The sequence below is a fragment of the Pseudarthrobacter sp. RHLT1-30-1 genome, from assembly GCF_059383415.1.
In genome coordinates, this window is record NZ_JBWZCG010000039.1 from 1 (window position 1) to 21,386 (window position 21,386).

General features: G+C 65.1%; 22 protein-coding genes. 14 read left to right on the plus strand and 8 right to left on the minus strand.

Annotated features, from left to right (window positions below; all coding sequences use genetic code 11):
- The first annotated feature begins 124 nt into the window (after window positions 1-124).
- The 4 genes from AC50YM_RS19050 to AC50YM_RS19065 all read left to right on the plus strand — a co-directional run bounded on the left by AC50YM_RS19050 (window position 125) and on the right by AC50YM_RS19065 (window position 3,720).
- Window positions 125-514, plus strand: coding sequence for a HesB/IscA family protein (locus tag AC50YM_RS19050; protein ID WP_494958507.1), 390 nt, complete (start codon window positions 125-127; stop codon window positions 512-514).
- A gap of 200 nt (window positions 515-714) precedes the next feature.
- Window positions 715-1,587: an aa3-type cytochrome oxidase subunit II gene (gene ctaC, locus AC50YM_RS19055; RefSeq protein WP_494958508.1), complete on the plus strand. Its 873-nt coding sequence runs from the start codon at window positions 715-717 to the stop codon at window positions 1,585-1,587.
- A 10-nt stretch (window positions 1,588-1,597) separates the two neighbouring features.
- Window positions 1,598-3,322 (plus strand): aa3-type cytochrome oxidase subunit I, encoded by a 1,725-nt coding sequence (gene ctaD / locus AC50YM_RS19060; RefSeq protein ID WP_494958509.1) that lies wholly within the window; start codon window positions 1,598-1,600, stop codon window positions 3,320-3,322.
- Complete coding sequence (locus AC50YM_RS19065) at window positions 3,319-3,720, plus strand: cytochrome c oxidase subunit 4 (protein WP_494958510.1); 402 nt, start codon at window positions 3,319-3,321, stop codon at window positions 3,718-3,720. The genes ctaD and AC50YM_RS19065 overlap by 4 nt, the downstream gene beginning before the upstream one ends.
- A gap of 282 nt (window positions 3,721-4,002) precedes the next feature.
- Here AC50YM_RS19065 and AC50YM_RS19070 read toward each other — a convergent pair whose 3' ends face one another.
- On the minus strand, window positions 4,003-4,296 hold the full coding sequence (locus AC50YM_RS19070) for an HPr family phosphocarrier protein (RefSeq protein ID WP_494958511.1): 294 nt from the start codon (window positions 4,294-4,296) through the stop codon (window positions 4,003-4,005).
- A 187-nt stretch (window positions 4,297-4,483) separates the two neighbouring features.
- On the opposite strand from AC50YM_RS19070, the gene AC50YM_RS19075 reads away from it, so the two are divergent.
- Window positions 4,484-5,251, plus strand: a complete 768-nt coding sequence (locus tag AC50YM_RS19075; RefSeq protein ID WP_494958531.1) for a GntR family transcriptional regulator — start codon at window positions 4,484-4,486, stop codon at window positions 5,249-5,251.
- Window positions 5,252-5,391: 140 nt separating this feature from the next.
- Here the strand turns inward: AC50YM_RS19075 and qcrB are convergent, their stop codons facing one another.
- The 4 genes from qcrB to ctaE all read right to left on the minus strand — a co-directional run bounded on the left by qcrB (window position 5,392) and on the right by ctaE (window position 9,768).
- A complete protein-coding gene (gene qcrB, locus AC50YM_RS19080; RefSeq protein WP_494958512.1) occupies window positions 5,392-7,071 on the minus strand; it encodes a cytochrome bc1 complex cytochrome b subunit in 1,680 nt (559 codons plus the stop codon).
- Window positions 7,049-8,119: a cytochrome bc1 complex Rieske iron-sulfur subunit gene (qcrA, locus tag AC50YM_RS19085; RefSeq protein ID WP_494958513.1), complete on the minus strand. Its 1,071-nt coding sequence runs from the start codon at window positions 8,117-8,119 to the stop codon at window positions 7,049-7,051. The genes qcrB and qcrA overlap by 23 nt, the downstream gene beginning before the upstream one ends.
- Window positions 8,120-8,222: 103 nt before the next feature.
- A complete protein-coding gene (qcrC, locus tag AC50YM_RS19090) occupies window positions 8,223-9,008 on the minus strand; it encodes a cytochrome bc1 complex diheme cytochrome c subunit (protein ID WP_494958514.1) in 786 nt (261 codons plus the stop codon).
- 85 nt (window positions 9,009-9,093) lie between these two features.
- Window positions 9,094-9,768 carry an aa3-type cytochrome oxidase subunit III gene (ctaE, locus tag AC50YM_RS19095; protein ID WP_494958515.1) on the minus strand — a complete coding sequence of 225 codons (675 nt, stop codon included), beginning with the start codon at window positions 9,766-9,768 and terminating at the stop codon, window positions 9,094-9,096.
- Window positions 9,769-9,880: 112 nt separating this feature from the next.
- Here ctaE and trpD point away from each other — a divergent pair, with 112 nt between their 5' ends.
- A complete protein-coding gene (gene trpD / locus AC50YM_RS19100) occupies window positions 9,881-10,939 on the plus strand; it encodes an anthranilate phosphoribosyltransferase (protein ID WP_494958516.1) in 1,059 nt (352 codons plus the stop codon).
- Between the two features lie 98 nt (window positions 10,940-11,037).
- Here trpD and AC50YM_RS19105 read toward each other — a convergent pair whose 3' ends face one another.
- Window positions 11,038-11,316 (minus strand): Lrp/AsnC family transcriptional regulator, encoded by a 279-nt coding sequence (locus tag AC50YM_RS19105; RefSeq protein ID WP_494958517.1) that lies wholly within the window; start codon window positions 11,314-11,316, stop codon window positions 11,038-11,040.
- 97 nt (window positions 11,317-11,413) lie between these two features.
- The gene (locus AC50YM_RS19110) at window positions 11,414-11,851 is read right to left on the minus strand and encodes a DUF3054 domain-containing protein (protein WP_494958518.1); all 438 of its coding nucleotides are present in this window, start codon (window positions 11,849-11,851) and stop codon (window positions 11,414-11,416) included.
- A gap of 137 nt (window positions 11,852-11,988) precedes the next feature.
- Here AC50YM_RS19110 and AC50YM_RS19115 point away from each other — a divergent pair, with 137 nt between their 5' ends.
- The 7 genes from AC50YM_RS19115 (at window position 11,989) to AC50YM_RS19145 (ending at window position 19,761) form a co-directional block, all read left to right on the plus strand.
- Window positions 11,989-12,465 carry a VOC family protein gene (locus AC50YM_RS19115; protein WP_494958519.1) on the plus strand — a complete coding sequence of 159 codons (477 nt, stop codon included), beginning with the start codon at window positions 11,989-11,991 and terminating at the stop codon, window positions 12,463-12,465.
- Between the two features lie 165 nt (window positions 12,466-12,630).
- Entirely contained in the window at window positions 12,631-14,811 is a 2,181-nt protein-coding gene (locus tag AC50YM_RS19120; RefSeq protein WP_494958520.1) for an elongation factor G-like protein EF-G2, read from the plus strand.
- A 233-nt stretch (window positions 14,812-15,044) separates the two neighbouring features.
- A complete protein-coding gene (locus AC50YM_RS19125) occupies window positions 15,045-15,206 on the plus strand; it encodes a DUF3806 domain-containing protein (RefSeq protein ID WP_494958532.1) in 162 nt (53 codons plus the stop codon).
- Window positions 15,207-15,432: 226 nt separating this feature from the next.
- Window positions 15,433-15,849, plus strand: a complete 417-nt coding sequence (locus tag AC50YM_RS19130; protein WP_494958521.1) for a DUF4259 domain-containing protein — start codon at window positions 15,433-15,435, stop codon at window positions 15,847-15,849.
- Between the two features lie 844 nt (window positions 15,850-16,693).
- A complete protein-coding gene (locus AC50YM_RS19135) occupies window positions 16,694-17,920 on the plus strand; it encodes a type III polyketide synthase (RefSeq protein WP_494958522.1) in 1,227 nt (408 codons plus the stop codon).
- A complete protein-coding gene (locus AC50YM_RS19140; RefSeq protein ID WP_494958523.1) occupies window positions 17,913-18,635 on the plus strand; it encodes a class I SAM-dependent methyltransferase in 723 nt (240 codons plus the stop codon). Before AC50YM_RS19135 ends, AC50YM_RS19140 begins: the two co-directional genes overlap by 8 nt.
- On the plus strand, window positions 18,628-19,761 hold the full coding sequence (locus AC50YM_RS19145; RefSeq protein WP_494958524.1) for an FAD-dependent oxidoreductase: 1,134 nt from the start codon (window positions 18,628-18,630) through the stop codon (window positions 19,759-19,761). The genes AC50YM_RS19140 and AC50YM_RS19145 overlap by 8 nt, the downstream gene beginning before the upstream one ends.
- An 83-nt stretch (window positions 19,762-19,844) precedes the next feature.
- On the opposite strand, the gene AC50YM_RS19150 is transcribed toward AC50YM_RS19145, so the two are convergent.
- Window positions 19,845-20,249 (minus strand): nuclear transport factor 2 family protein, encoded by a 405-nt coding sequence (locus AC50YM_RS19150; protein ID WP_494958525.1) that lies wholly within the window; start codon window positions 20,247-20,249, stop codon window positions 19,845-19,847.
- Window positions 20,250-20,377: 128 nt separating this feature from the next.
- Here AC50YM_RS19150 and AC50YM_RS19155 point away from each other — a divergent pair, with 128 nt between their 5' ends.
- On the plus strand, window positions 20,378-21,379 hold the full coding sequence (locus AC50YM_RS19155; protein ID WP_494958526.1) for a hypothetical protein: 1,002 nt from the start codon (window positions 20,378-20,380) through the stop codon (window positions 21,377-21,379).
- Window positions 21,380-21,386 lie beyond the last annotated feature (7 nt).

The window sequence follows — 21,386 nt, forward strand, 5'->3', positions numbered from 1 at the left end:
GGGGGGGGGGGGGGGGGGGGGGGGGGGGGGGGGGGGGGGGGGGGGGGGGGGGCCCGGGTGGGGGGGGGGGGGGGGGGGCCAGCAAGACCCCCCCCCCGCCACCACCGTCGTCAGAAGGTAGGCCATGAGCACTACGACCAATGAAAACAGCGCCGAAACCACCGCCACGGCGGGCGGGGAACTGGCCACGCACGAGGTCGGTCTAACCGACGTCGCGGCCGGCAAAGTCCGCAGCCTGCTCGAGCAGGAAGGCCGCACCGATCTGCGCCTACGGGTGGCCGTTCAGCCCGGCGGTTGCTCCGGCCTCATCTACCAGCTCTACTTCGACGAGAGGATCCTCGACGGCGACGCTGTCCGCGACTACGACGGCGTTGAAGTTGTCGTCGACAAGATGAGCGTTCCGTACCTCAGCGGTGCCAGCATCGACTTCGAGGACACCATCTCCAAGCAGGGCTTCACCATCGACAACCCCAACGCCGGCGGCTCCTGCGCCTGCGGTGATTCCTTCCACTAAGGCCGGGCAATCTGCCCGGCCTTAGTGCCGCAGGATGCCCAACGATCGGGCCCGCCAAAAAGGTCCCGACGCACGGCGCGGACATGTGGGCGAAAACTCGCGGGGAGCGGTAAGCTCTACACCGAGTAGTAAAACTATTAGTTTGCCCTGAACGCCATTTTCCGGCCCGGGGCGACAGCAACAAGTAGGAAGGGCCGTCTGTGAGTTCGCAGAACCGAACCGGCAGCCGACGCAAACAGATCACTACGATCACTGGCTTGGCACTCGCCGGCGCGTTGGCTTTGACTGGATGTTCACCAGAGGTACAGAAAGGGTGGTTGCCCACTGAGCGTGGCACCACCAACCACACTGACCGCATCATGGACCTCTGGGTCAACTCATGGATTGCCGCTCTGGCCGTGGGTGTCATTACCTGGGGCCTGATGATCTGGTGCATCGTTGCCTACCGGCGTCGCAAAGGCACCGTGGGCTTCCCCCGCCAGAACAGCTTCAACCTCCCGCTCGAGGTCTTCTACCTGACGATCCCGCTGTTTATGGTCCTGGTGTTCTTCTACTTCACCGACCGTGACCAGCAGGCGATCGATAACCGCGCCGAGCCGGCCGACGTCGTCGTTGACGTCCGCGGCAAGCAGTGGGCGTGGGACTTCAACTACAAAAAGGGCGACGTGATCCGCGAGGATGTCCACGAAGCCGGCGTCCAGGCGCACCTCACCGGCGCGGCAGTGGACAAGGAAAAGCTGCCCACCCTGTACCTGCCGGTCAACAAATCGGTCGACGTCGAGCTGAATGCCCGCGACGTCATCCACTCCTTCTGGGTCCCCGCCTTCCTGCAGAAGCGCGACATGATCCCCGGAAAGACCAACTACATGCGGTTCACCCCCACCAAGGAGGGAACCTACGACGGCAAGTGCGCCGAACTTTGTGGCGAGTACCACTCCGAAATGCTGTTCCGCGTCAAGGTCGTCTCCGACGCCGAGTTCACGGCGCACCTGGAGAAGCTAAGCCAGGACGGCAACACCGGACTCCTCGGTGAAGAGTACGACCGCAACCCGGCCCCGACCGAAACCAAGTAAGGGGAGCGACGTGGCAACTACCTATTCACAGCCCACCGGGATCCTTGAGGCTCCCGTAGTACCGAAATCCAAGGGACGCATCGTCGTCAACTGGGTGACCACGACGGACCACAAGACCATCGGGTACATGTACCTGATCGCGTCCTTCGTGTTCTTCTGCTTCGGCGGAGTCATGGCGCTGCTGATCCGCGCCGAACTGTTCGAGCCCGGCATGCAGATCCTGCAGACCAAGGAACAGTACAACCAACTGTTCACCATGCACGGCACCGTCATGCTGCTGATGTTCGCGACGCCTCTGTTCGCAGGCTTCGCCAACGTGATGATGCCGCTGCAGATCGGCGCCCCGGATGTGGCCTTCCCCCGGCTGAACGCCCTCGCCTTCTGGTTCTTCCTCTTCGGCTCCACCATTGCGGTGTCCGGCTTCATCACCCCGCAGGGCGCCGCGTCGTTTGGCTGGTTCGCTTATGCGCCGCTGTCCAACACGACGTTCAGCCCCGGCGTAGGTGGCGACCTCTGGGTCTTCGGCCTGGCGCTTACCGGCTTCGGTACCATCCTTGGTGCGGTCAACTTCATCACTACGATCATCTGCATGCGGGCCCCGGGCATGACCATGTGGCGCATGCCGATCTTCACCTGGAACATCCTCGTCACGTCCATCCTGGTCCTGATGGCCTTCCCGCCGCTTGCCGCTGCCCTGTTCGCCCTCGGCGCGGACCGGCGCTTTGGAGCCCACATCTTCGACCCGGAGAACGGCGGCGCGGTCCTCTGGCAGCACCTGTTCTGGTTCTTCGGGCACCCGGAGGTCTACATCATCGCCCTGCCGTTCTTCGGCATCGTCTCGGAGATCTTCCCGGTCTTCAGCAGGAAGCCGATCTTCGGCTACAAGGGCTTGGTCTACGCGACGATCTCGATCGCCGCGCTGTCCGTGACCGTTTGGGCGCACCACATGTACGTCACCGGCTCGGTCCTGCTGCCGTTCTTCTCCTTCATGACGATGCTTATCGCGGTGCCAACCGGCGTGAAATTCTTCAACTGGATCGGCACCATGTGGCGGGGCTCGATCACCTTCGAAACCCCCATGCTCTGGAGCATCGGCTTCCTGGCGACGTTCCTCTTCGGCGGCCTGACCGGCATCATCCTGGCGTCGCCGCCGCTGGACTTCCACGTCTCGGACTCCTACTTCGTGGTGGCGCACTTCCACTACGTGGTCTTCGGCACCGTGGTGTTCGCGATGTTCGCCGGTTTCTACTTCTGGTGGCCGAAGTGGACCGGCAAGATGCTCAACGAGCGCCTTGGCAAGATCCACTTCTGGATGCTGTTCCTCGGCTTCCACGGCACGTTCCTCATCCAGCACTGGCTGGGCGTCGAGGGTATGCCGCGCCGCTACGCGGACTACATGCCGCAGGACAACTTCACCTGGATGAACCAGTTCTCCACCTACGCCTCGTTCCTGCTGGGCGCCTCGCTGATCCCGTTCTTCTGGAACGTCTACATCACGTGGCGCAGCAACGAACGCGTCACGGTCGATGACCCGTGGGGCTTCGGCGCCTCGCTCGAATGGGCGACCTCCTGCCCGCCGCCGCGCCACAACTTCACCTCGTTGCCGCGGATCCGGTCGGAGCGTCCTGCCCTGGACCTGCACCACCCGGAACTCTCCCAGTCATACACCGTCGATTCTCCTGCCCCGGCAGCAGCAGCGCTCGGTAACGCCGACCAGAAGGATCAAGCCCAGTGAAAATCGAATCAAGGATTTTTGGATTTGGAGCCTTCTTCTTCGTCCCGGTATCGGTGATCTACGGGTTCCTGACCGGTTGGACCGAGTGGGTCGGCATCCTCGGCGTCCTGCTGCTCGGCGGCCTCGCCGGCATGGTCGGCGCCTACCTTGCCTTCACCGGCAAGCGCGTCGGGATGCGTCCCGAGGACCGCAGCGATGCGGAGATCCACGAGGGCGCCGGTGAACAGGGCCACTTCAGTCCCTGGAGCTGGTGGCCGCTGGTCCTCGGCATGGCCAGCGCTGCAGGTTTCCTCGGCCTGGCAGTAGGGTTCTGGATCGTCTACATTGCGGCCGGTCTTGCACTCGTCGGTTTGGTCGGCTGGGTCTACGAATACAGCCGCGGAGACCACGCGCACTAACGTCCGCACGGACACACTGAGTTGAACAACGACGGCGGGCCCCACCTCTTGGTGGGGCCCGCCGTCGTAGTTGCTGCACGTACCGAGTTACCTGTCCCGCCGGACTCCGGCGTCAACCAATCCGGTTGATCCAGCCGGGGGAGCAACTCCGGGAGAAGACCGGGGTGAGCGCGCCGGCCGCCGCGGCCAGTCCGCTGGCAGGCACCTCCCGCGGGGGAGTTGCTCCGGAAGGGATCCTAGCCGCCGGAGGAGGGCCCTGGGGCCGTGGTGGCGTCCGCTCGCTCAACGGGACCGGGCGGACTCCAGCAGGGCGCGGAGGTCGTCCAGCGCCTTCTCGACGTCGGCTGGGCTGCAGGACTCCGGAACGGCGTCGGGGGCCACGGCCAGCTGCACCACGCAGCCGCAGTGGAAGTCCTCGGTCATGACTTCGAGCAGCGAGCGGGCGTCCACACCCTGCCGGCCGTCCTTGCTGATGGTGACGGGCAGGCCGGTTTCGTGCACAGCGCGGACGAAGAGCGCCGCAGGCCGTGCATGCAGTCCAATGGCGGCCTGCACGATTGCGTTCCGAACTGCCACCGGGACATCCTTGTCTCTCATGAATACTGCTGCCGGCGGGATGCCGGCGGATTAAAGCCTAGCCGCGGCACCGTTTCCGGGCGAACCAAGTCGACCGGGTGGTCTAGACCTGTTGCCCGGGTGGCTTAACCTTGAGGTATGACTCATTCGGTAAGGCCATGCTGTGGCGTCCTCTGACGCGGCAGGCATGGCCGGCGAAATCGACCGGAACAACGGTACTCCCATCTACGTCCAGCTGAGGGAAATCCTCAGGGCGCATATCGTGAGAGCCTGCCCGCCGGGGTCGGCGCTGCCGTCGGAGCGTGACCTTGCGGAGCGCTTTGGACTTGCCCGGATGACCGTGCGACAGGCCATTGATGCGCTGGTCGGCGAGGAGGTCATCGAGCGGGTGGTGGGCCTGGGCACCTTCGTGCGCAAACCCAAGCTGGACTTGCAGGTCAAGCTGACCTCGTACAGCGAGGAAATGCAGCGCCGCGGCATGGTCCCGGCCGCCAAGGTGCTCAGCTTCGAGCAGATCGGTGCGAGCGCCTTTCTGGCCCGGGAGCTCCAGCTGGAGGAGGGAACGCCGCTGGTGCGGTTCCGACGCCTCCTGCTGGCGGACAACGAACCCATGAGCGTGGACGAGAACTTCATTCCCGCCCACCGGGTGCCCGGGCTGCTCGATGGCGAGCCGCCGACGTCGCTGTACAACGTGCTCAGCGAACGTTTTGGACTGGTGATGGAGTGGGGCGAGGACATGATCGAGGCGACGGCTGCCTCGCCGTCGACGGCCCGGCTGCTCAATGTTGAAGTGGGGTCGCCGCTGCTGAAGATCCAGCGCCACGCCTTTGTGGCCCGGGCCATGGTGGACTACTCAGTGTCCTACTACCGGGCCGACCGCTACAAGCTCTGGGTGCCCCTGCAGCGGCCCGGCGTCCGCCCGACCCGCAACTATGCCTCCGGCTACCGCCCGTAACGGCAACGCGGGGTCAGCTTCGGCCCATCCGGAGGCCTGGGATGGGCGGAAGCTGACCCCGCGTTGCAGTTTGATTCCGGTCAGACGCAGAAAGGCCCGGTCCTGATGGACCGGGCCTTTCTGGTGATCACTGCAGCCGGTTAGTGGCTGAGCGTCTTCTGGGTTTCACCAGACTCGATAGCCTCGTGAGCGCCGTGGTGGCCATGGGCCGCCGCGAGCTCAGCCGGCGTTGCCGGGGCAACCCGGTCCTCGAAGAACAACTGGGAAAGCTTCGCACGGCGCTTTTCCTTGCTGTCGACGACGCCATGGGCGTTCGGCTCAGCCGGAAGCGGCAACGGCGACTCGAAACCAACCAGCTTGTAGCGCTTGTACTCGTCCAGCGGGGCGTGCACCTCGATGAACTCGCCGTGCGGCAGGCGCACGATGCGGCCGGTTTCGCGGCCGTGGAGAGCAATCTCGCGGTCCTTGCGTTGCAGCGCCAGGGCGATGCGCTTCGTGACGATGAAGGCGATGAACGGGCCAACGATGAACAGTGCACGCAGCCAGTAGGTCACATCGTTCAGCGACACGTGGAAATGCGTGGCGATGAGGTCCGAGCCGGCCGCGGCCCACATAACGCAGTACCAGACGAAACCGGCCATGCCGATCGCGGTGCGGGTCGGGGCGTTCCGCGGGCGGTCCAGGACGTGGTGCTCGCGGTCGTCCTTGGTGATCCAGCGTTCAATCCACGGGTAGGTGAACAGTGCTGTGAAGATGATTCCGGCCGGTACCAGCGCCGGAAGCAGCACGTTGAAGCTGAAGACATGACCGAACCACAGTTGCTCGATCCGCCAGTCACCGATGATGCCTGGCATCAGGCGCAGCGCGCCGTCAACGAATCCGATGTACCAGTCAGGCTGAGTGCCTGCCGAAACAGGGGAGGGGTCGTACGGGCCGTAGTTCCAGATCGGGTTGATGGTGAAGAAGCCCGCCATGAGGGCAACGACACCGAACACGATGAAGAAGAAGCCGCCGGCCTTGGCCGCGTAGACCGGGCCGAGGGGGTAGCCGACGACGTTGCCGTCGTTCCGTCCCGGGCCGGGGTACTGGGTGTGCTTGTGCACGACCACCATAAAGAGGTGCATCACGATCATCAGAAGGATGAGTGCGGGCACCAGCAGGATGTGCAGCATGTACAGGCGGCCGATGATAACCGTGCCCGGGAATTCTCCGCCGAAGAGGAAGAACGAGATGTACGTTCCGATCACCGGGATGGACTTGATCACGCCGTCGATGATGCGCAGGCCGTTGCCGGAGAGCAGGTCATCGGGGAGCGAGTAACCGGTGAAACCGGCAGCCATGGAGAGGATGAGCAGCACGCCGCCCACCACCCAGTTCATTTCGCGCGGCTTGCGGAAAGCACCGGTGAAGAACACGCGGAGCATGTGTACGGACACCGAGGCCACGAACAGCAGTGCGGACCAGTGGTGGACCTGGCGCATAAACAGACCGCCGCGGACATCGAAGGAGATGTCCAGCGAGGAGCTGTAGGCCACCGACATTTCGACGTTCTTCAGCGGGGTGTACGAGCCCTGGTAGTTCGTTTCCGCCATCGAGGGATCGAAGAAGAACGTCAGGAAGGTGCCCGAGAGCAGCAGGATGACGAAGGAATACAGCGCCACTTCGCCGAACATAAACGACCAGTGGTCCGGGAAGACTTTGCGGCCGAATTCGCGGAGGATCCCGGAACCGCCGACGCGCTCGTCAACGAAGTTGGTGATACGGCCGCCTTTGGTCTTGGCGACGAAGGCGGGGGCATTAGGCGTTGACGTTGCGCTCATGCTCATCACGCTCCCAATAGCTAGGTCCAACAGGTTCTTTGAAGTCGCTGGTGGCGACCAGGTAGCCCTCGGAGTCAACTGCGATGGGCAGCTGCGGGAGCGGACGGCTGGCCGGGCCAAAGATAACCTTGCATTCCTGGGTCAGGTCGAAGGTTGACTGGTGGCACGGGCACAGCAGGTGGTGGGTCTGCTGCTCGTACAGGGCAACAGGGCAACCGACGTGGGTGCAGATTTTGGAGTACGCAACGATGCCGTTGTAGCCCCAGTCCTCGCGGCCCTTGGACGGGTTGAGCGACTCGGGGTTCAGCCGCATGAGCAGAACGACGGCCTTGGCCTTTTCGTTCAGCTTGCCTTCGTGCAGTTCGTTCAGGCCTTCCGGAATTACATGGAAAGCCGAACCGATTGTCACATCGGAGGCCTTGATGGGCGTTCCGTCAGGATCGCGGGTGAGCCGCTTGAGCTTGCCCTCCTGGGGTGCCCACATGGTGTGCGCCAGGGCCTTGTCGGGACGCGGACCCAAGTCACCGAAGACGGCGAGGGCCGGCAGGGGAGCCAGCGCCACGGCGCCCAGAAGGGTGTTGCGGATCAGCGGGCGGCGCTTGATGCCGGTTTCCTCAACGATGTCGTCGACGATCCGGACCGCGGCCAGCCGGTCTTCCTCGGTGCGGATGGCATGACGCTCTTCCGAGACTTCATGGTCCGGCATGAGGGCCTTGGCCCAGTGCACGATTCCGGTGCCGATGCCAAGCATGGCAAAGGCGGTGCCCAGCCCCAGCAGCATGTTCTGCAGCCGGATGGTCGGGATCGTGCTGTCATCCCCCAGATCGATGGCAAAGTACGCCACCAGGAAGATCAGGGTGCCAACGACCGAAGTCCCGAATAGTAGGGCTACCTGCCGTTCTGCTCGCTTTGCGGCCTTCGGGTCCGTGTCAGCCAGGCGCAAACGATGCGGAGGAAGTCCAGGATCCTGGAACTTCTCCACCTCATTCTGACCAGCCGTAGCTACGGTGCCCGAGTGGTTCGGACTGCCGTCACTATGGTTGCCCATAATTCGCCTCATCCCTCTCTCGTCTCGGCGAGTGCCGAGTTAGCTTTCAATTCAACCTGCTGACGGGTCAGCAGAAAATTCTTACAGGTGCAACAGGTGGGGCCTAGGACGTCCGCGACGTCAGCCAGATGGTGAAGGCAACGATGACGCCCAGACCGGCGATCCAGACAAACAGACCTTCGGATACCGGACCCAAGGACCCCAGGTCGGCGCCGCCGGGTGAACCGTTGGCCTCGATCTGCTTCAGGAACGTGATGATGTCGCGCTTGCCTTCGGGGGTGACGTTGCTGTCGCTGAAGACCGGCATGTTCTGCGGGCCAGTGACCATCGCCTCGTAGATGTGCTTGCCGGACACATCAGCCAGGGCCGGAGCGAACTTGCCCCGGGTCAGCGCGCCGCCGGCAGCAGCGGCGTTGTGGCACATGGCGCAGTTTACGCGGAACAGCTCGCCACCGGCGGCGGCGTTGCCCTTCTCATCGAGGACACCTGCCTCCGGGATGGACGGGCCGGGCCCGAGTGTAGCGACATAAGCGGACAGCTGGTGCGTCTGCTCTTCGTTGAACTGGGCCGGCTTCTTGTAAGCCTGCGGGCCGTTCATCTGCATGGGCATACGACCGGTCCCGACCTGGAAGTCGACGGCGGCAGCGCCGACGCCTACCAGGGAGGGTCCGGCTTGGGACCCGCTGGCGCCCATGCCGTGGCAGGTGGCGCAGTTGGCGGCAAAGAGCTTGCCACCTTCCTCTGCGTCACTTGCGCTGAAGCTGGTGGTGGCCTTTGCCTGGTTGACGGTGCTGGCGACTGCGTACAGCCCACCAGTCAACAGGAGGCCCATCAGCAGCAGCGCAATAGCTGCCAGAGGGTGACGTCGCTTCTGCGAGAGTGCCTTCACGTGGTGGTTCCTTTTTTCGATCCTGCGTCGGCTCCGGGAGCCGTCTTTTGAAATTCTGCCTCTTATGGAAAGAGTCCAGTCTGGGCTACTTGAGGACGTAGATCACCAGGAACAGGCCGATCCAGACGACGTCGACGAAGTGCCAGTAGTACGAGGTGACAATCGCGGAGGTTGCCTCGAAGTGGCCGAACTTCTTCGCTGCGAAGGATCGGCCCATGATCAGGAGGAAGGCAACCAGGCCACCTATGACGTGCAGGCCATGGAAGCCTGTGGTGATGTAGAACGCCGAACCATAGGCGTTGGAGGAGAGCGAGACGTGCTCGGAAACGAGCAAGGCATACTCTGTCGCCTGGCCGGCCACGAAGACGGAACCCATGATGAAAGTCAGGGTGAACCATTCGTTCATACCCCAGCGGGTGAAGCTGAGGCGGCCGCCACTTCGACGCGGCTGAAGCCGCTCAGCGGCGAAGACGCCCATCTGGCAAGTAAAGGAACTTGCCACGAGGACGATCGTGTTTACGAGCGCAAAAGGAAAGTTGAGCTTGGCTGTCTCTTCGGCCCACATCAGTCCGGAAGTCGAACGGAGTGTGAAGTACATGGCGAAGAGACCGGCGAAGAACATCAACTCACTGGAAAGCCAGACAACGGTTCCAACAGAAACCATGTTCGGGCGATTCAGCGTCGGGTGCGCCGGGGTACTGGGGGCTTGGGTCGCAGATGTCACATAGACATTATGTCTATAAAACCTGCTCCTGCCCAACGCAAACGGCGTTTTCGGAGGACTTTTTCTACAAAGACGCGAATTCGCGCCGAAAAGTTCCCGGCGCCGTTCACATTGGTCATTGCAGTGCGCACCTCGATAGCATCGGATGGTGACTTCTCAGGCAACTGCACAGGCGGCAGGCAACACCTGGCCGCGGCTCATCAACGCCCTTATTAACGGTGCCGATCTGACCACCGGCAACACGGAATGGGCGATGAACTCGATCATGTCCGGGGAAGCGTCGCCCGCCCAGGTCGCCGGCTTCCTGGTGGCTCTGCGGTCCAAAGGCGAGACCGTCGACGAACTCGTGGGCCTGGTCGATGCGATGATCGCGCATGCGAGCCCTATTGATATAGCAGGGCAGAAGCTTGACATCGTCGGAACCGGCGGGGACCAGCAGAACACGGTCAACATTTCCACCATGGCCGCCCTTATCGCCGCCGGCGCCGGCGCCAAGGTCGTCAAGCACGGCAACCGCGCCGCGTCCTCCACCTCCGGATCGGCGGATGTCCTGGAGGCCCTGGGCGTCCGGCTGGACCTGCCCATTCCGCGCGTGGCCCTCAACGCCGAAGAGGCGGGCATCACCTTCTGCTTTGCCCAGGTGTTTCATCCCTCGATGCGGCATGCCGCTGTCGCCCGCCGTGAACTTGGCGTGCCCACTGCGTTCAACTTCCTGGGGCCGATGATCAACCCCGCCCACGTACAGGCCTCGGCGGTGGGTGTCGCCAACGAGCGGATGGCCCCGCTGGTGGCAGGGGTGCTGGCCAAGCGCGGCAGCCGCGGGCTGGTGTTCCGCGGGAACGACGGACTCGACGAACTGACGACAACCGGTCCGTCCCGCGTGTGGGAGATCCGCGACGGCGCGGTGCGTGAGGAAATGTTCGAACCGGGCGACCTGGGCATTCGCCGGGCAACGCTGGAGGAGCTGCGCGGCGGGGACGCGGCCGCCAATGCCGCCGTCGTCCGTTCCGTGCTCGCGGGGGGACGCGGTTCCGCGCGGGACGCCGCCCTGCTGAACGCCGCCGCCGGGCTCGTGGCTTTTGATCTGGACGCTGTTGGCCCGTTGAGCCAGCGGATGGCGGCCGCCTTCAGCCGCGCCGAACAGTCCGTCGAGTCGGGTGCGGCCGCTGCCGTACTGGACCGCTGGGTCGCGCTCTCACGCAGCTGAAGCTTCCGGCGATGCGGGCCGGACGGTCCGTTCCGCCGCAGGAGGCTGCCTGGCCGGACCGGCACCGCCCGCTGAGCCCTGCTGTCCGCTGAGCCCTACTATTCGAAGCCCAGCGCGAAGGCCGCGTCCAGGTCATGCTGGGAGTAGGCCCGGAAAGCAATCTGCGTGGTGGTGTGGACCACACCGCGGACCTTGGACAGATGGTCCGCGATGACATCCGCAAGATCGTCATGCTTGGGGACACGGGCGACCGCAATAAGATCCCACTCGCCGGTTACGGAGTAGACCTCGCTGATGCCCTGGATGGCGGAGATTTCTTCCGCGGTCTCCGGGATGCGGGAAGCGTCTGTCTTAATCAGGACGAAAGCGGTGACCACGTGTGAACCTTTCCGGATCTGTTGCGCCGTTGCCGGCCAATTGGGCCTTCCGGATAGTACTCCCGGGGCCCGGCCATGTCCCTGCCAGCCTAGTCCATCAGGCCCCGGCGCGCCGTGTGTTGCGCCGCCGGACAACAGCGGCCAGCAGTCGATAGCCGAGCAGGAATATTCCCAGACTGAGCAGCGCCACGAGCACGAACGGCAGGACCACCGTCTGCCCGGTGGCGGCACGCAGGAGCATGCCCACGGTTACTGTCCCGAGCCAGACGCCGACGCCGGCCGGCCACAGTGCCAGGGGTGAGCGCCACAGCCGCAGGGTCAGCCAGGAGAGCGCGGCGCCGACCAGGAACGGCCAGGCGGTGGCAAAGACGCCGGAGATGATGTCCCCGCGTTGGTGGGCGTCCCGGCCGATGGCGGCGAAGGTGAGAATCAGGCCCGCGTCGGCGCAGACGGCCCAGAGCGTCGTCCGTTTGGACGCTGCCGGCGCCGCTTTTTTATCGGCGGGCCGGGGGAGCGGAGGCATTGAAGAGGGCATGCCACCAAGCCTAGTCGGGCCACCGGTCGTTGCCGGAAACCCGTTGTGCCCGCCAAACGCCCGGACTAGGCTCGGGCTGAACCCCGCACTGCCGCCGGACACCGCCGCGGCACGGACCGACTGGACGAGGATGCGCAATGGCCGAGAAGATCACCACTTGCCTGTGGTTCGATACCCAGGCGGAAGAAGCCGCCGAATTCTACGTCTCCGTGTTCGACGGCGGGAAGCTGCTGGAGGTGTCCCGCTACGGGGAGGGCGGACCAGCGCCGGCGGGCCAGGCGATTACCGCGCGGTTCGAAATTGAGGGCCGGACTTTTACTGCGTTGAACGGGGGACCGGACTTCACGTTCAACGAATCGGTTTCCTTTGTCATCGACTGTTCCTCCCAGGCGGAAGTCGACCGGTACTGGGACGCGCTGAGTGCGGGTGGCTCCGAAAGCCAATGCGGCTGGCTCAAGGACCGGTACGGGGTGTCCTGGCAGGTGGTCCCCTCAGTGCTGGGCCAGCTGCTCGGCGGCCCGGACGCCGCGGGCTCGCAACGCGCCATGCAGGCCATGCTGTCAATGCAGAGGCTCGACATCGCGGCGCTGCAGGCGGCCCTCGGCGGCCGCTGAACCGACGGGCCGGGCCCGGATTTCCGGGCCGTGCCGTGTCGGCGAAGGTGACTTTTGCATCTTGCCGTCAGGTCCTTAGCGGGTGTCCAATCCAAGAAGACAGCTGCACGACGCGCGGAGGCCGGGCGGTCAGGCCGGCCAACGGATGCACACCGGGAGGTCCAGATGCCAGCGAAAGATGCCAAGGTTCCGGCCAGATCAGCAGCACGGGGGGCAGCTGAACTCCGGCGGCCCGACGCCTCCGAGACCCTGCCGCCCGACCGGCCGGCGCAGATCCGGAACGTGGCGCTGGTGGGCCATTCGGGATCCGGCAAGACGATGCTGGCCGAGGCACTGCTGGCCGCAACCGGCGCGATTGTGCGGAAAGGCTCCATTACCGAAGGCACCACGGTCAGCGACTCGGAGCCGGCCGCGATCCACCAGCAGCGCTCCGTCGCCCTGTCCGTCGTGCCAGTGCGGGCCGGCGGCATCAAAGTGAACCTGCTCGACACGCCAGGGTATCCGGACTTCATCGGCGAACTGCGCGCCGGGCTGCGCGCGGCGGACGCTGCGCTGTTCGTCGTCTCGGCAGTGGACGACATTGACGCTGCCACCACTGCCCTCTGGGCGGAATGCCAGCGCGTCGGGGTGCCCCGGGCCGTGGTAATCAGCCGGCTGGACCATCCCCGGGCGGACTTCGACGCGGCCCTCGCGCGGTGCCAGCGGGCCTTCGGCGACACGGTCCTGCCGCTCTACCTCCCGGTCGGCCTCGACGGCGGGATCACCGGCCTGCTGGGGCTGCTCTCGGGCACCGTCTCGGAACATCTTTCGGTTGACGTGGTGCCCGCATACCGGAACGCCGACGACGTCGAACGCGCCTCCTCGGAAGCGGCACGGGGTGCGCTCATCGAAGGGATCATCGCCGAGAGCGAGGACGAAACCCTGATGGAGCGCTACCTCGAAGGCGAGGTGATCCCGCCCGAGATCCTCATCAGCGACCTTGAGACCGCAGTGTCCCGGGGATCCTTTCATCCGGTGGTCGCTACCTCCGCCGAGACCGGCGTCGGGCTCGCGGAGCTCCTCGAAATGGTGACCCGGGCCTTCCCGTCGCCGGAGGAGGGTCGGCCGCCGGCCGTCTCCCACCCGGACGGGACCCCTGCGACCATCCCCGACTGCGACCCGGCCGGGCCACTGCTCGGCGAGGTGGTACGCACGACGGTTGACGCTTTTCTGGGCCGGGTTTGCCTGGTCCGCCTCTTTTCCGGCACCTTGCGGGAGGACTCGTTTGTGCACGTGGCCGGCCGCGGCCTGGTGGACCGGGGCCATCCGGACCACGACAGTGATGAGCGCGTCGCCCACCTGTATGCCCCACTGGGGGCGAGCCTCCGGCCGGTGCCGTACAGCGTCGCCGGGGACATCTGCGCCCTCACGAAACTCGGGCCTGCGGAGACCGGTGACACGATTTCTGCCCGGGAAATGCCGTTGTTAATCCGGCCATGGGAGATGCCGGATCCGCTGTTGCCTGTTGCGGTCGAAGCGGCCTCGCATGGGGATGAGGACGTTTTGGCCCGGAGCCTGGCAAGAGTCGCGGCCGGTGACCCGGCCCTCCGGGTGGAACGGAACGCGGAAACCCATCAGCTGATCCTCTGGTGCATGGGGGAGGCGCACGCGGACGTTATCCTGGGCCGGCTGGGCGAGCAGGGTGTCAAGCTGCAGACGGCCGACGTCGTCACCCCGTTGCGGGAGACGTTCGCCGCTGCGGCGGCTGGCCACGGCCGGCATGTCAAACAATCGGGAGGTCACGGCCAGTATGCCGTCTGCGACATCGAGGTAGAGCCGCTGGAACGGGGGAGTGGTTTTGAATTTGTCGACAAAACCGTCGGCGGAGTCATCCCCGGCCCCTTTATCACCTCGGTGGAGAAAGGTGTGCGGACGCAGATGCAGAAGGGCCTCTCCGCGGGCTTCCCGGTGGTGGATATCCGGGTGACTCTGCTCGGGGGCAAGGCCCACAGCGTGGACTCCTCGGATGCGGCGTTCCAGGCGGCCGGCGCGCTGGCCCTGCGGGAGGCCGCGGCAGCCGGGCGCATCCAGCTGCTGGAGCCCGTCTCGGCAGTGACCATCAGCGTTTCGGATGATCACGTGGGCGCGGTGATGGGCGACCTCTCATCGCGCCGGGCGCGTCTGACCGGCACGACGTCGACCGGTGGGGACCTGACCGAAATCACGGCCGAAGTGCCGGACCAGGAGCTCCTGCGGTATGCGATCGAGCTGCGCGCCCTGACCGCGGGAAGCGGGCGTTTTGCCCGGAAATATCTCCGCCACGACCCGGTGCCCGCGGCCGCTGCCCGGGCTGCCACGAAGGACTAAGGACCAGTTGCGGGGACCCCGGCCGGCGACCCCGCGAAGCGGCCTGTTTGAAGACGGAGCTGAGCGGAACGTATTTCAGGTCCGAGGACGTGCTGTGGCAATGAAGTTCTTTCGCAACCAAGCATCCGAGGGCGGACCTTGATAATGCATGGCGAGTCGGCGAGTTTTATGACCCGCTTCTCGGATTGCGGTTGAGGACTCCATAGAAATCAACGCCAGACCCGAATGACTCCATAAACCTCCTGGGAACCGCTTTTGGCGAGTGTCTGGTTCCGCAATCGAGCATGCAACGGGTGGTCGCGTCCGATGAGTACGGCACGCAGTTGGCCATTCCCGACGAACAGAATGATTTCTTCGTCTATCCAGCCAACCCTGTCGCAAAGCGATGGGGCTAATCGGGAGCTGGAGACTGCATCGGCGACCAGTAGCGGGGGAGTGACGGAGAGGTGTCAGGCCAAGGCGATGCTTTCGTGCACCAAGCAGTTCACGTCCCAGGCTGCGGAGCTGGAGCATTATGGTGTTCGTGGGAGCGCCATGGTTGGCCTTCGCTGGTGTGCGTGCAAGAATCTCAGCTAAGCCGCTCACCGTCGGCCTAACAGTCAACTCGGGGGGGCATTGCATATGGGCGCATGGGATGGATCGGTTTTTGGTAACGACGACGCAGCCGACTTCTCGTACGAATTCGATGACGCCAACTCCGTAGCACAAGTTGCGCCGATTATCGAAAACGCACTGGACGCTGTCCTTGAGTCCATCTCAGATGTGGAGGCGCCGGACGGGTCGATAGGGCTGGCAGCCGCCGCACTCGTTGTGGCGTGGAATGAACCGGAATTACTTGGCAGCGATGCGGCCTATGCCCCGGAACCTTGGCCACGAAGCTCCGATCCTTTGCCTCAGTACTTGCAGACGAAAGCCGCCGCCGTGCTGGACAGGATGAAAGACGCGGCAGGAAATGAACTGGCTGAACTGTGGGAGGAATCGGGACAATCGCCCGAGTTCGCAGCTGAAATTGACCGCTGGCGCTCGCGCCTGCTCTGAGGAAGTGACCGCACCGTTTTGGGTTCGACCAAGGGCCGTCCAACGGGCTCTCCTGGATATGAATCGCGAATCAGCATCGACCGGAGCAATAACGGGAAGCACGCCGAACTGAGATGATTGTCCTTGGCCTCACTAACTGGGGAGTTCAACGGCCGCTGGCAACTCACCGGCTTAGGGGGAGATATCCATGTCTAGGGTGGAAAAACCAAGGATGGTCTGGATAACCGAGTCGTAGATGCAGGCTCCGGCGTACACCTTGAATGGTTAGTAACAGGCAGCCGCTAGTCGACCGAGCTTTTCGAGCTAGTTTGTGCAAACGGGGGGATTCCCTTTACCACCTCGCGGGAATACAGTGTCGATCCCGAAACCGGGCTTAAACTCATGCTGATGAAATATATTACTTTCGGGAGCCCCCCAAGGCTCAGCGCAGAACGAAGCACCTGGTCAACCGCATCTTCTGTGATGAGGGCGAAAAGCAATAGTGGGCGGAAATTGCAGCAGAGGCGCTACCCGTCTTTGGAACTTCTTTTAATGGCATAGACGCCCCGTATAACGGATACACGCGGGTCGAACTGAATGGGCGGATCTATACTCTCGGTGATTTCGGCTATTCGCTGGATCCAAAATAGAACTTCACCGGACATTGAATTCAGATCTTGTAGACGGCGCTTTGGGAGTATCACTTCGGATGCAGTAGTCTTTGCGTTACTTGACATAATGTTGATTATCGGCGTTTCTGGAGAGTGTGCTGAGAGGGCTGCAAGCCGCGCATTCCGGGCGGCCCGCGCTGCATGTGCGGCATCCGTTCCATTGTCTTCTGCGACTGCCTCACTGAGAATGAACCATGACGGTCTACCTGAGGTCCCTGGAAACTGCTGTCCCGCCGACTGTGTTAATTCAGGCCGAGGCCCGGGACGTTTTTGCCGCCCAGCCAGGGCTCACCAGGCTTGGAACCCGGCTGGTCAGCACCTGTTTTGATTCCGCTGCCATTGATACCCGGTACACGGCTGTTGCGGAAATGACCAAGGACAGCCGGGCGGAGAACCCGCAGTTTTTCGACGCCGGGACCGGCCTGCTGCTCAGCCCCAGCACCAAGGTGCGCAATGACATCTTCGCCACCGAGGCCACCAAGCTCTTCATCGAGGCGGCCCAAAAGGCCCTGGATGCCTGTCCCGAAATCACTTTACTTGACATAACTCACCTCGTAACCGTGTCCTGCACCGGGTTCTTCAACCCCGGCCCGGACTACAAGATCGTCCGGGCCCTCGGCCTGAACCCGGCGGTCCAGCGCTACCATCTCGGATTTATGGGCTGTTACGCGGCGTTCCCCGCGCTGCGGGCGGCCAAATCGTTCTGCGAGGCGGACCCAAACGCCGTCGTCCTTGTGGTCTGTGCCGAGCTGTGCTCGCTGCACGTGCGGACATCGAACGATCCGGACACCATCATGGGTTCGGCGCTGTTCGCCGACGGTGCGGCAGCGGCTATCGTGACCGCCCGAGAGTACGCGGAGGAACCCGCCCTGCTGCAGCTGGACCACTTCGAGACCGTTCTGACGCCGGTCGGCGAGGAATCCATGGCCTGGAACATCGGCGACGAGGGTTTCGAAATGGTCCTGGGAAACTATGTCCCGCACATCATCGATGACCACATTATCGGCGCCCTGGAGCCGCTCCTGTCCCGGGATGCTTCCCTGCACGGACTCCCCTACCGCGAGATCCGGCACTGGGCCATCCACCCGGGCGGCCGGAGCATCCTGGACAAGGTCCAGTCCAGGCTGGACCTCAGCGACGAGCAGCTGGTTCCGGCCCGGGAGACCCTGCGCAATTACGGGAACATGAGCAGCGCCACCGTCCTGTTCGTGCTCCGCCACATCCTGGACCTGCCGCCGGCGGGCGGGGCCGACGACGGCGACGACAGCGACGAACGGATCTGCTCGATGGCCTTCGGCCCCGGACTGACCGTGGAAACCGCTCTTTTCACCAGAATCGGCAGCCCACGAAACCGCGGGCAGACAGCGTTGTCCGAGGACGCGGCCGCCCCATCCGCGCAGCCGGAATCGGCGCTTGCCTGAGCACCACACGGTGGATCTTCTGCGCGAACGCGCGGCGAACGCCGTGGAGGAAATGGACCGGCCCGGCTGCGATCCGGACCGGCTGGACCGAACCTACGCCCAGTTTGGCGTGGTCAATCGCGCGGTCTCCGGCTGGCGGGGCATCTATCGGACCCAACTCAGGCCGCGGCTCAGCCGTGACATCCCGTCCACCCTGCTGGACATCGGCTGCGGGGGCGGCGATGTGCCGGTCCTGTTGTCCCGCTGGGCTGCCCGGGACGGTCTCCGCCTGGAAATCACGGCCATCGACCCGGATCCGCGCGCCAGCCGCTTCGCCGCCGGACGGCATCCTGCCGCCGGCGTGGCCTTCCGCCAGGCCGCGGCCGCCGAGCTGGCCGGCGAAGGCCTGAGCTTCGACCTGGTGGTCTCCAATCATGTGCTGCACCATCTGTCCGAGGACCAGCTTCCGGCGTTCCTGACAGAGTCCGCCCGGCTCTGCCACGGCCTGGCCATCCACAACGACCTCCGGCGCAGCCCGGTCGCCTACGGTCTGTTCTTCGCCTCCTCCTGGCCCTTCACCGGCTCCTACATCCGGCAGGACGGTCTCACCTCGATCCGCAGAAGCTACACCGCGACCGAACTTCGGGCCGCCGCTCCCCCGGGCTGGACGGTTCTCCGGCACGCCCCCTTCCGCAACCTGCTGGTCCTCAACAAGGACCGGCTGCCCCGTGACTGACGTCCTGGTGATCGGCGGCGGGCCGGTGGGTCTCTTCATGGCCGCCCTGCTCCTCCAGCACGGGGTGAACGTCCGCATCCTGGAGCAGCGCACCGGCGCCGCGCCGCACTCCCGCGCCATCGGCATCCATCCCCCGTCGCTGGACGCGCTCCAGGAAATCGGCGTGGCGCCGGGCCTCGTGGCCGAGGGGATCCCGATCCGCAGCGGCTTCGCCTGCGCCGGGGGCACACGGCTCGCCGAGATGACCTTTGCCGGAGTCTCGGACACGTTTCCGTTCGTCCTCGCCCTGCCGCAGGTCCGGACGGAGGCGGTGCTGGAGGAACGCGTCCGGCAACTGGACGCCGGGGCGCTGCACCGCGGCGTCCGCGTCACCGGGCTGCAAGACGACGGCGGCCGGGTCACCGCGGAGGCCGTCGTCAACGGCAGCACCCTGCGCTACAGGGCCGCCATCGCGGTTGCCGCCGACGGCGTCCGGTCCACCGTCTGCGCGCAGCTGGGCACCGCGGTGGTGGCCAAGGATTACCCCGACAGCTACCTGATGGGCGACTTCGCCGACACCACCGGATTCGGTCCGGACGCGGCCCTGTTCCTGGAACAGGCAGGAGTTGTGGAGTCTTTTCCGCTGCCCGGAAACATGCGCCGCTGGGTCGTGCGCCGCGCGGACGCCGGGGGTGGCGGTGACGCCCGCTGGCTGGTCGAGAGGATCGGGGAACGTACCGGGATCGACGTCGACCCCGGTAGCAACAGCATGCTGAGCAGCTTCGGCGTGCGCTCCCGGCTGGCACGCAGGATGGTCACCGGCAGGATGGTGCTGATCGGCGATGCCGCCCACGAAATCAGCCCGATCGGAGGCCAAGGCATGAGCCTGGGCTGGCTCGACGCCATCGCCCTGGCTCCGGTGATTCTCGCCTCGCTGCGCGGGGCGGACGTGGGGAGGGACCTCCGGACCTTCGAGGCCAGCCGGAAGGCGGCAGCCGCCCGGGCGGGCCGCCAGGCCGAAATCAACATGGCACTGGGTCGGCCCCTGCCGGCGGTGCCATGGGCGGCGCGGAACCGGGCTATCGCCGCGGCCGCCGCCGTGCCCGCTGTCAGCCAATTCGTGGCCCGCCGGTTCACCATGCAGTGAGCGGCCAGACCTTACCGTTCAGGGAGTGGCAAGGACGCCCGGGATCCGACGCCGCAGGGCGCCCAGCCCCGCAGGAAATACGGTCAGCCGGGCAGGAAATAGCAGTCGTAGCTGTCCTGGCTGACAATCCGGCCGTCCCGGACCTCAAAGACGGTCGCGACCCGGGCGCGGATCGACTCGGCGGCGTCCCAGTGCGGCAGGTCCATCAGCAGGGTGGCGGTCCACTCTGCCTCCACGACCACCCGGGCGCCTTCACACGTTGTCCGGCGCACCTCGAAGTGCTGCCCCGAGACGACGTCGTGGGCTGCCGCCACGCCGGCCAGCGCCTCCTGCCGGTTCCGCATTGCCCCTGCCGGGGCGAGCAGGTGGGGCGCCTCGTTCAAGATGTAGTCCTCGGCCAGGAAGGGAGCGATGTCGTCCGCTCCGCCGCCGGCTTCGATGGCGCGCAACAGGCCGAGGACGCAGTCCAGAGGGGTCAATGAAGTCATGGCTCGACACTAGCTGACGGTGCCGGCGATCCGGGGTCCACGAGGTCCGCCGCCGGGAATACACTGGCGGCATGGGCTGCTCTCCTCCGCTGCTCCGGCGCCAGTCCGGCGAACCTGGGAACTCATCCATGCGTGGACCTGCAGCCGCCGCGGCCGCCCTCGCCCTGATGGCTTCGTGCAGTCCGGTGCCATCAGATGCCGGCCATCCGTCGGCCACATCGACCACCGTGGCTGCCACCGCTTCGGCTGCCACGGTCACGGCTGTCCCGGTCACGGCTGTCCCGGTCACCGCTGAGATCAACCAGCTCCGCGACAACTACGGCCGGCAGATCATTGCCATCCAGCTGACCAATACCACCTCCGCACCGGTAACCGTCCATGGGGCAGGGGTGGCCAGCCCGCTGTTTACCGGCTCCATCGAATGGCAGGCGTCGCCCAGCGGGATCGACCTGCCGCCAGGCCAGACCAAAATCCTGCCGGCACAACTGCCCGCCGCGGAATGCGGACTCCCGGCCGTAACGGTCCAACCGGAACCGCCGGCCGGAGGTCCAGGGACCGGAGGTCCGTTGACCGCCGGATCACTGACCGGAGGTCCGGTGGTGCATCTTCGCCTTTCCGAAGCTCCGGGACCGGGGTCCGCCGCGACCGTGCCCGCCACCGACCCCTACGGGGTGCTCAGCAGGAACAACGCGGAAATGTGCCTTGCCCAGTTGGTCGCCGCGGTCGCCGAAATCCGGCTGGCCCCGGAACTTGACGTGTCCGCGGACGGGCGGAGCGCGGTGCTGGCTCTCGTCATCACACCGCGGAGCACGCCAGGTACCGCCAACCCCGGTTCAACGGGGACTCTGACCATCAACAGGATCGACCGGACGCCCCTGCTCGACGAAGACCGTTCCGCCCCGTGGCCGCGCTCGGTTTCGGTCCACGCCGGCGGCGCCAGCCAGCAGTTCCGGCTGGGGATCCGGCCCGCGCGCTGCGATCCACACGCTGTCGCGGAGGACAAGGTGGGGACCCTGATGCCGCTCAGGGTGTCCGCGGGCGGACGCGACGGCATCCTGAGGATCGACGCCGGTGACTTGCTGCGGGGACGCATTCACGACTTTGTTTCGACGGCTTGCGGAGGCCAGTAGTCTGTTG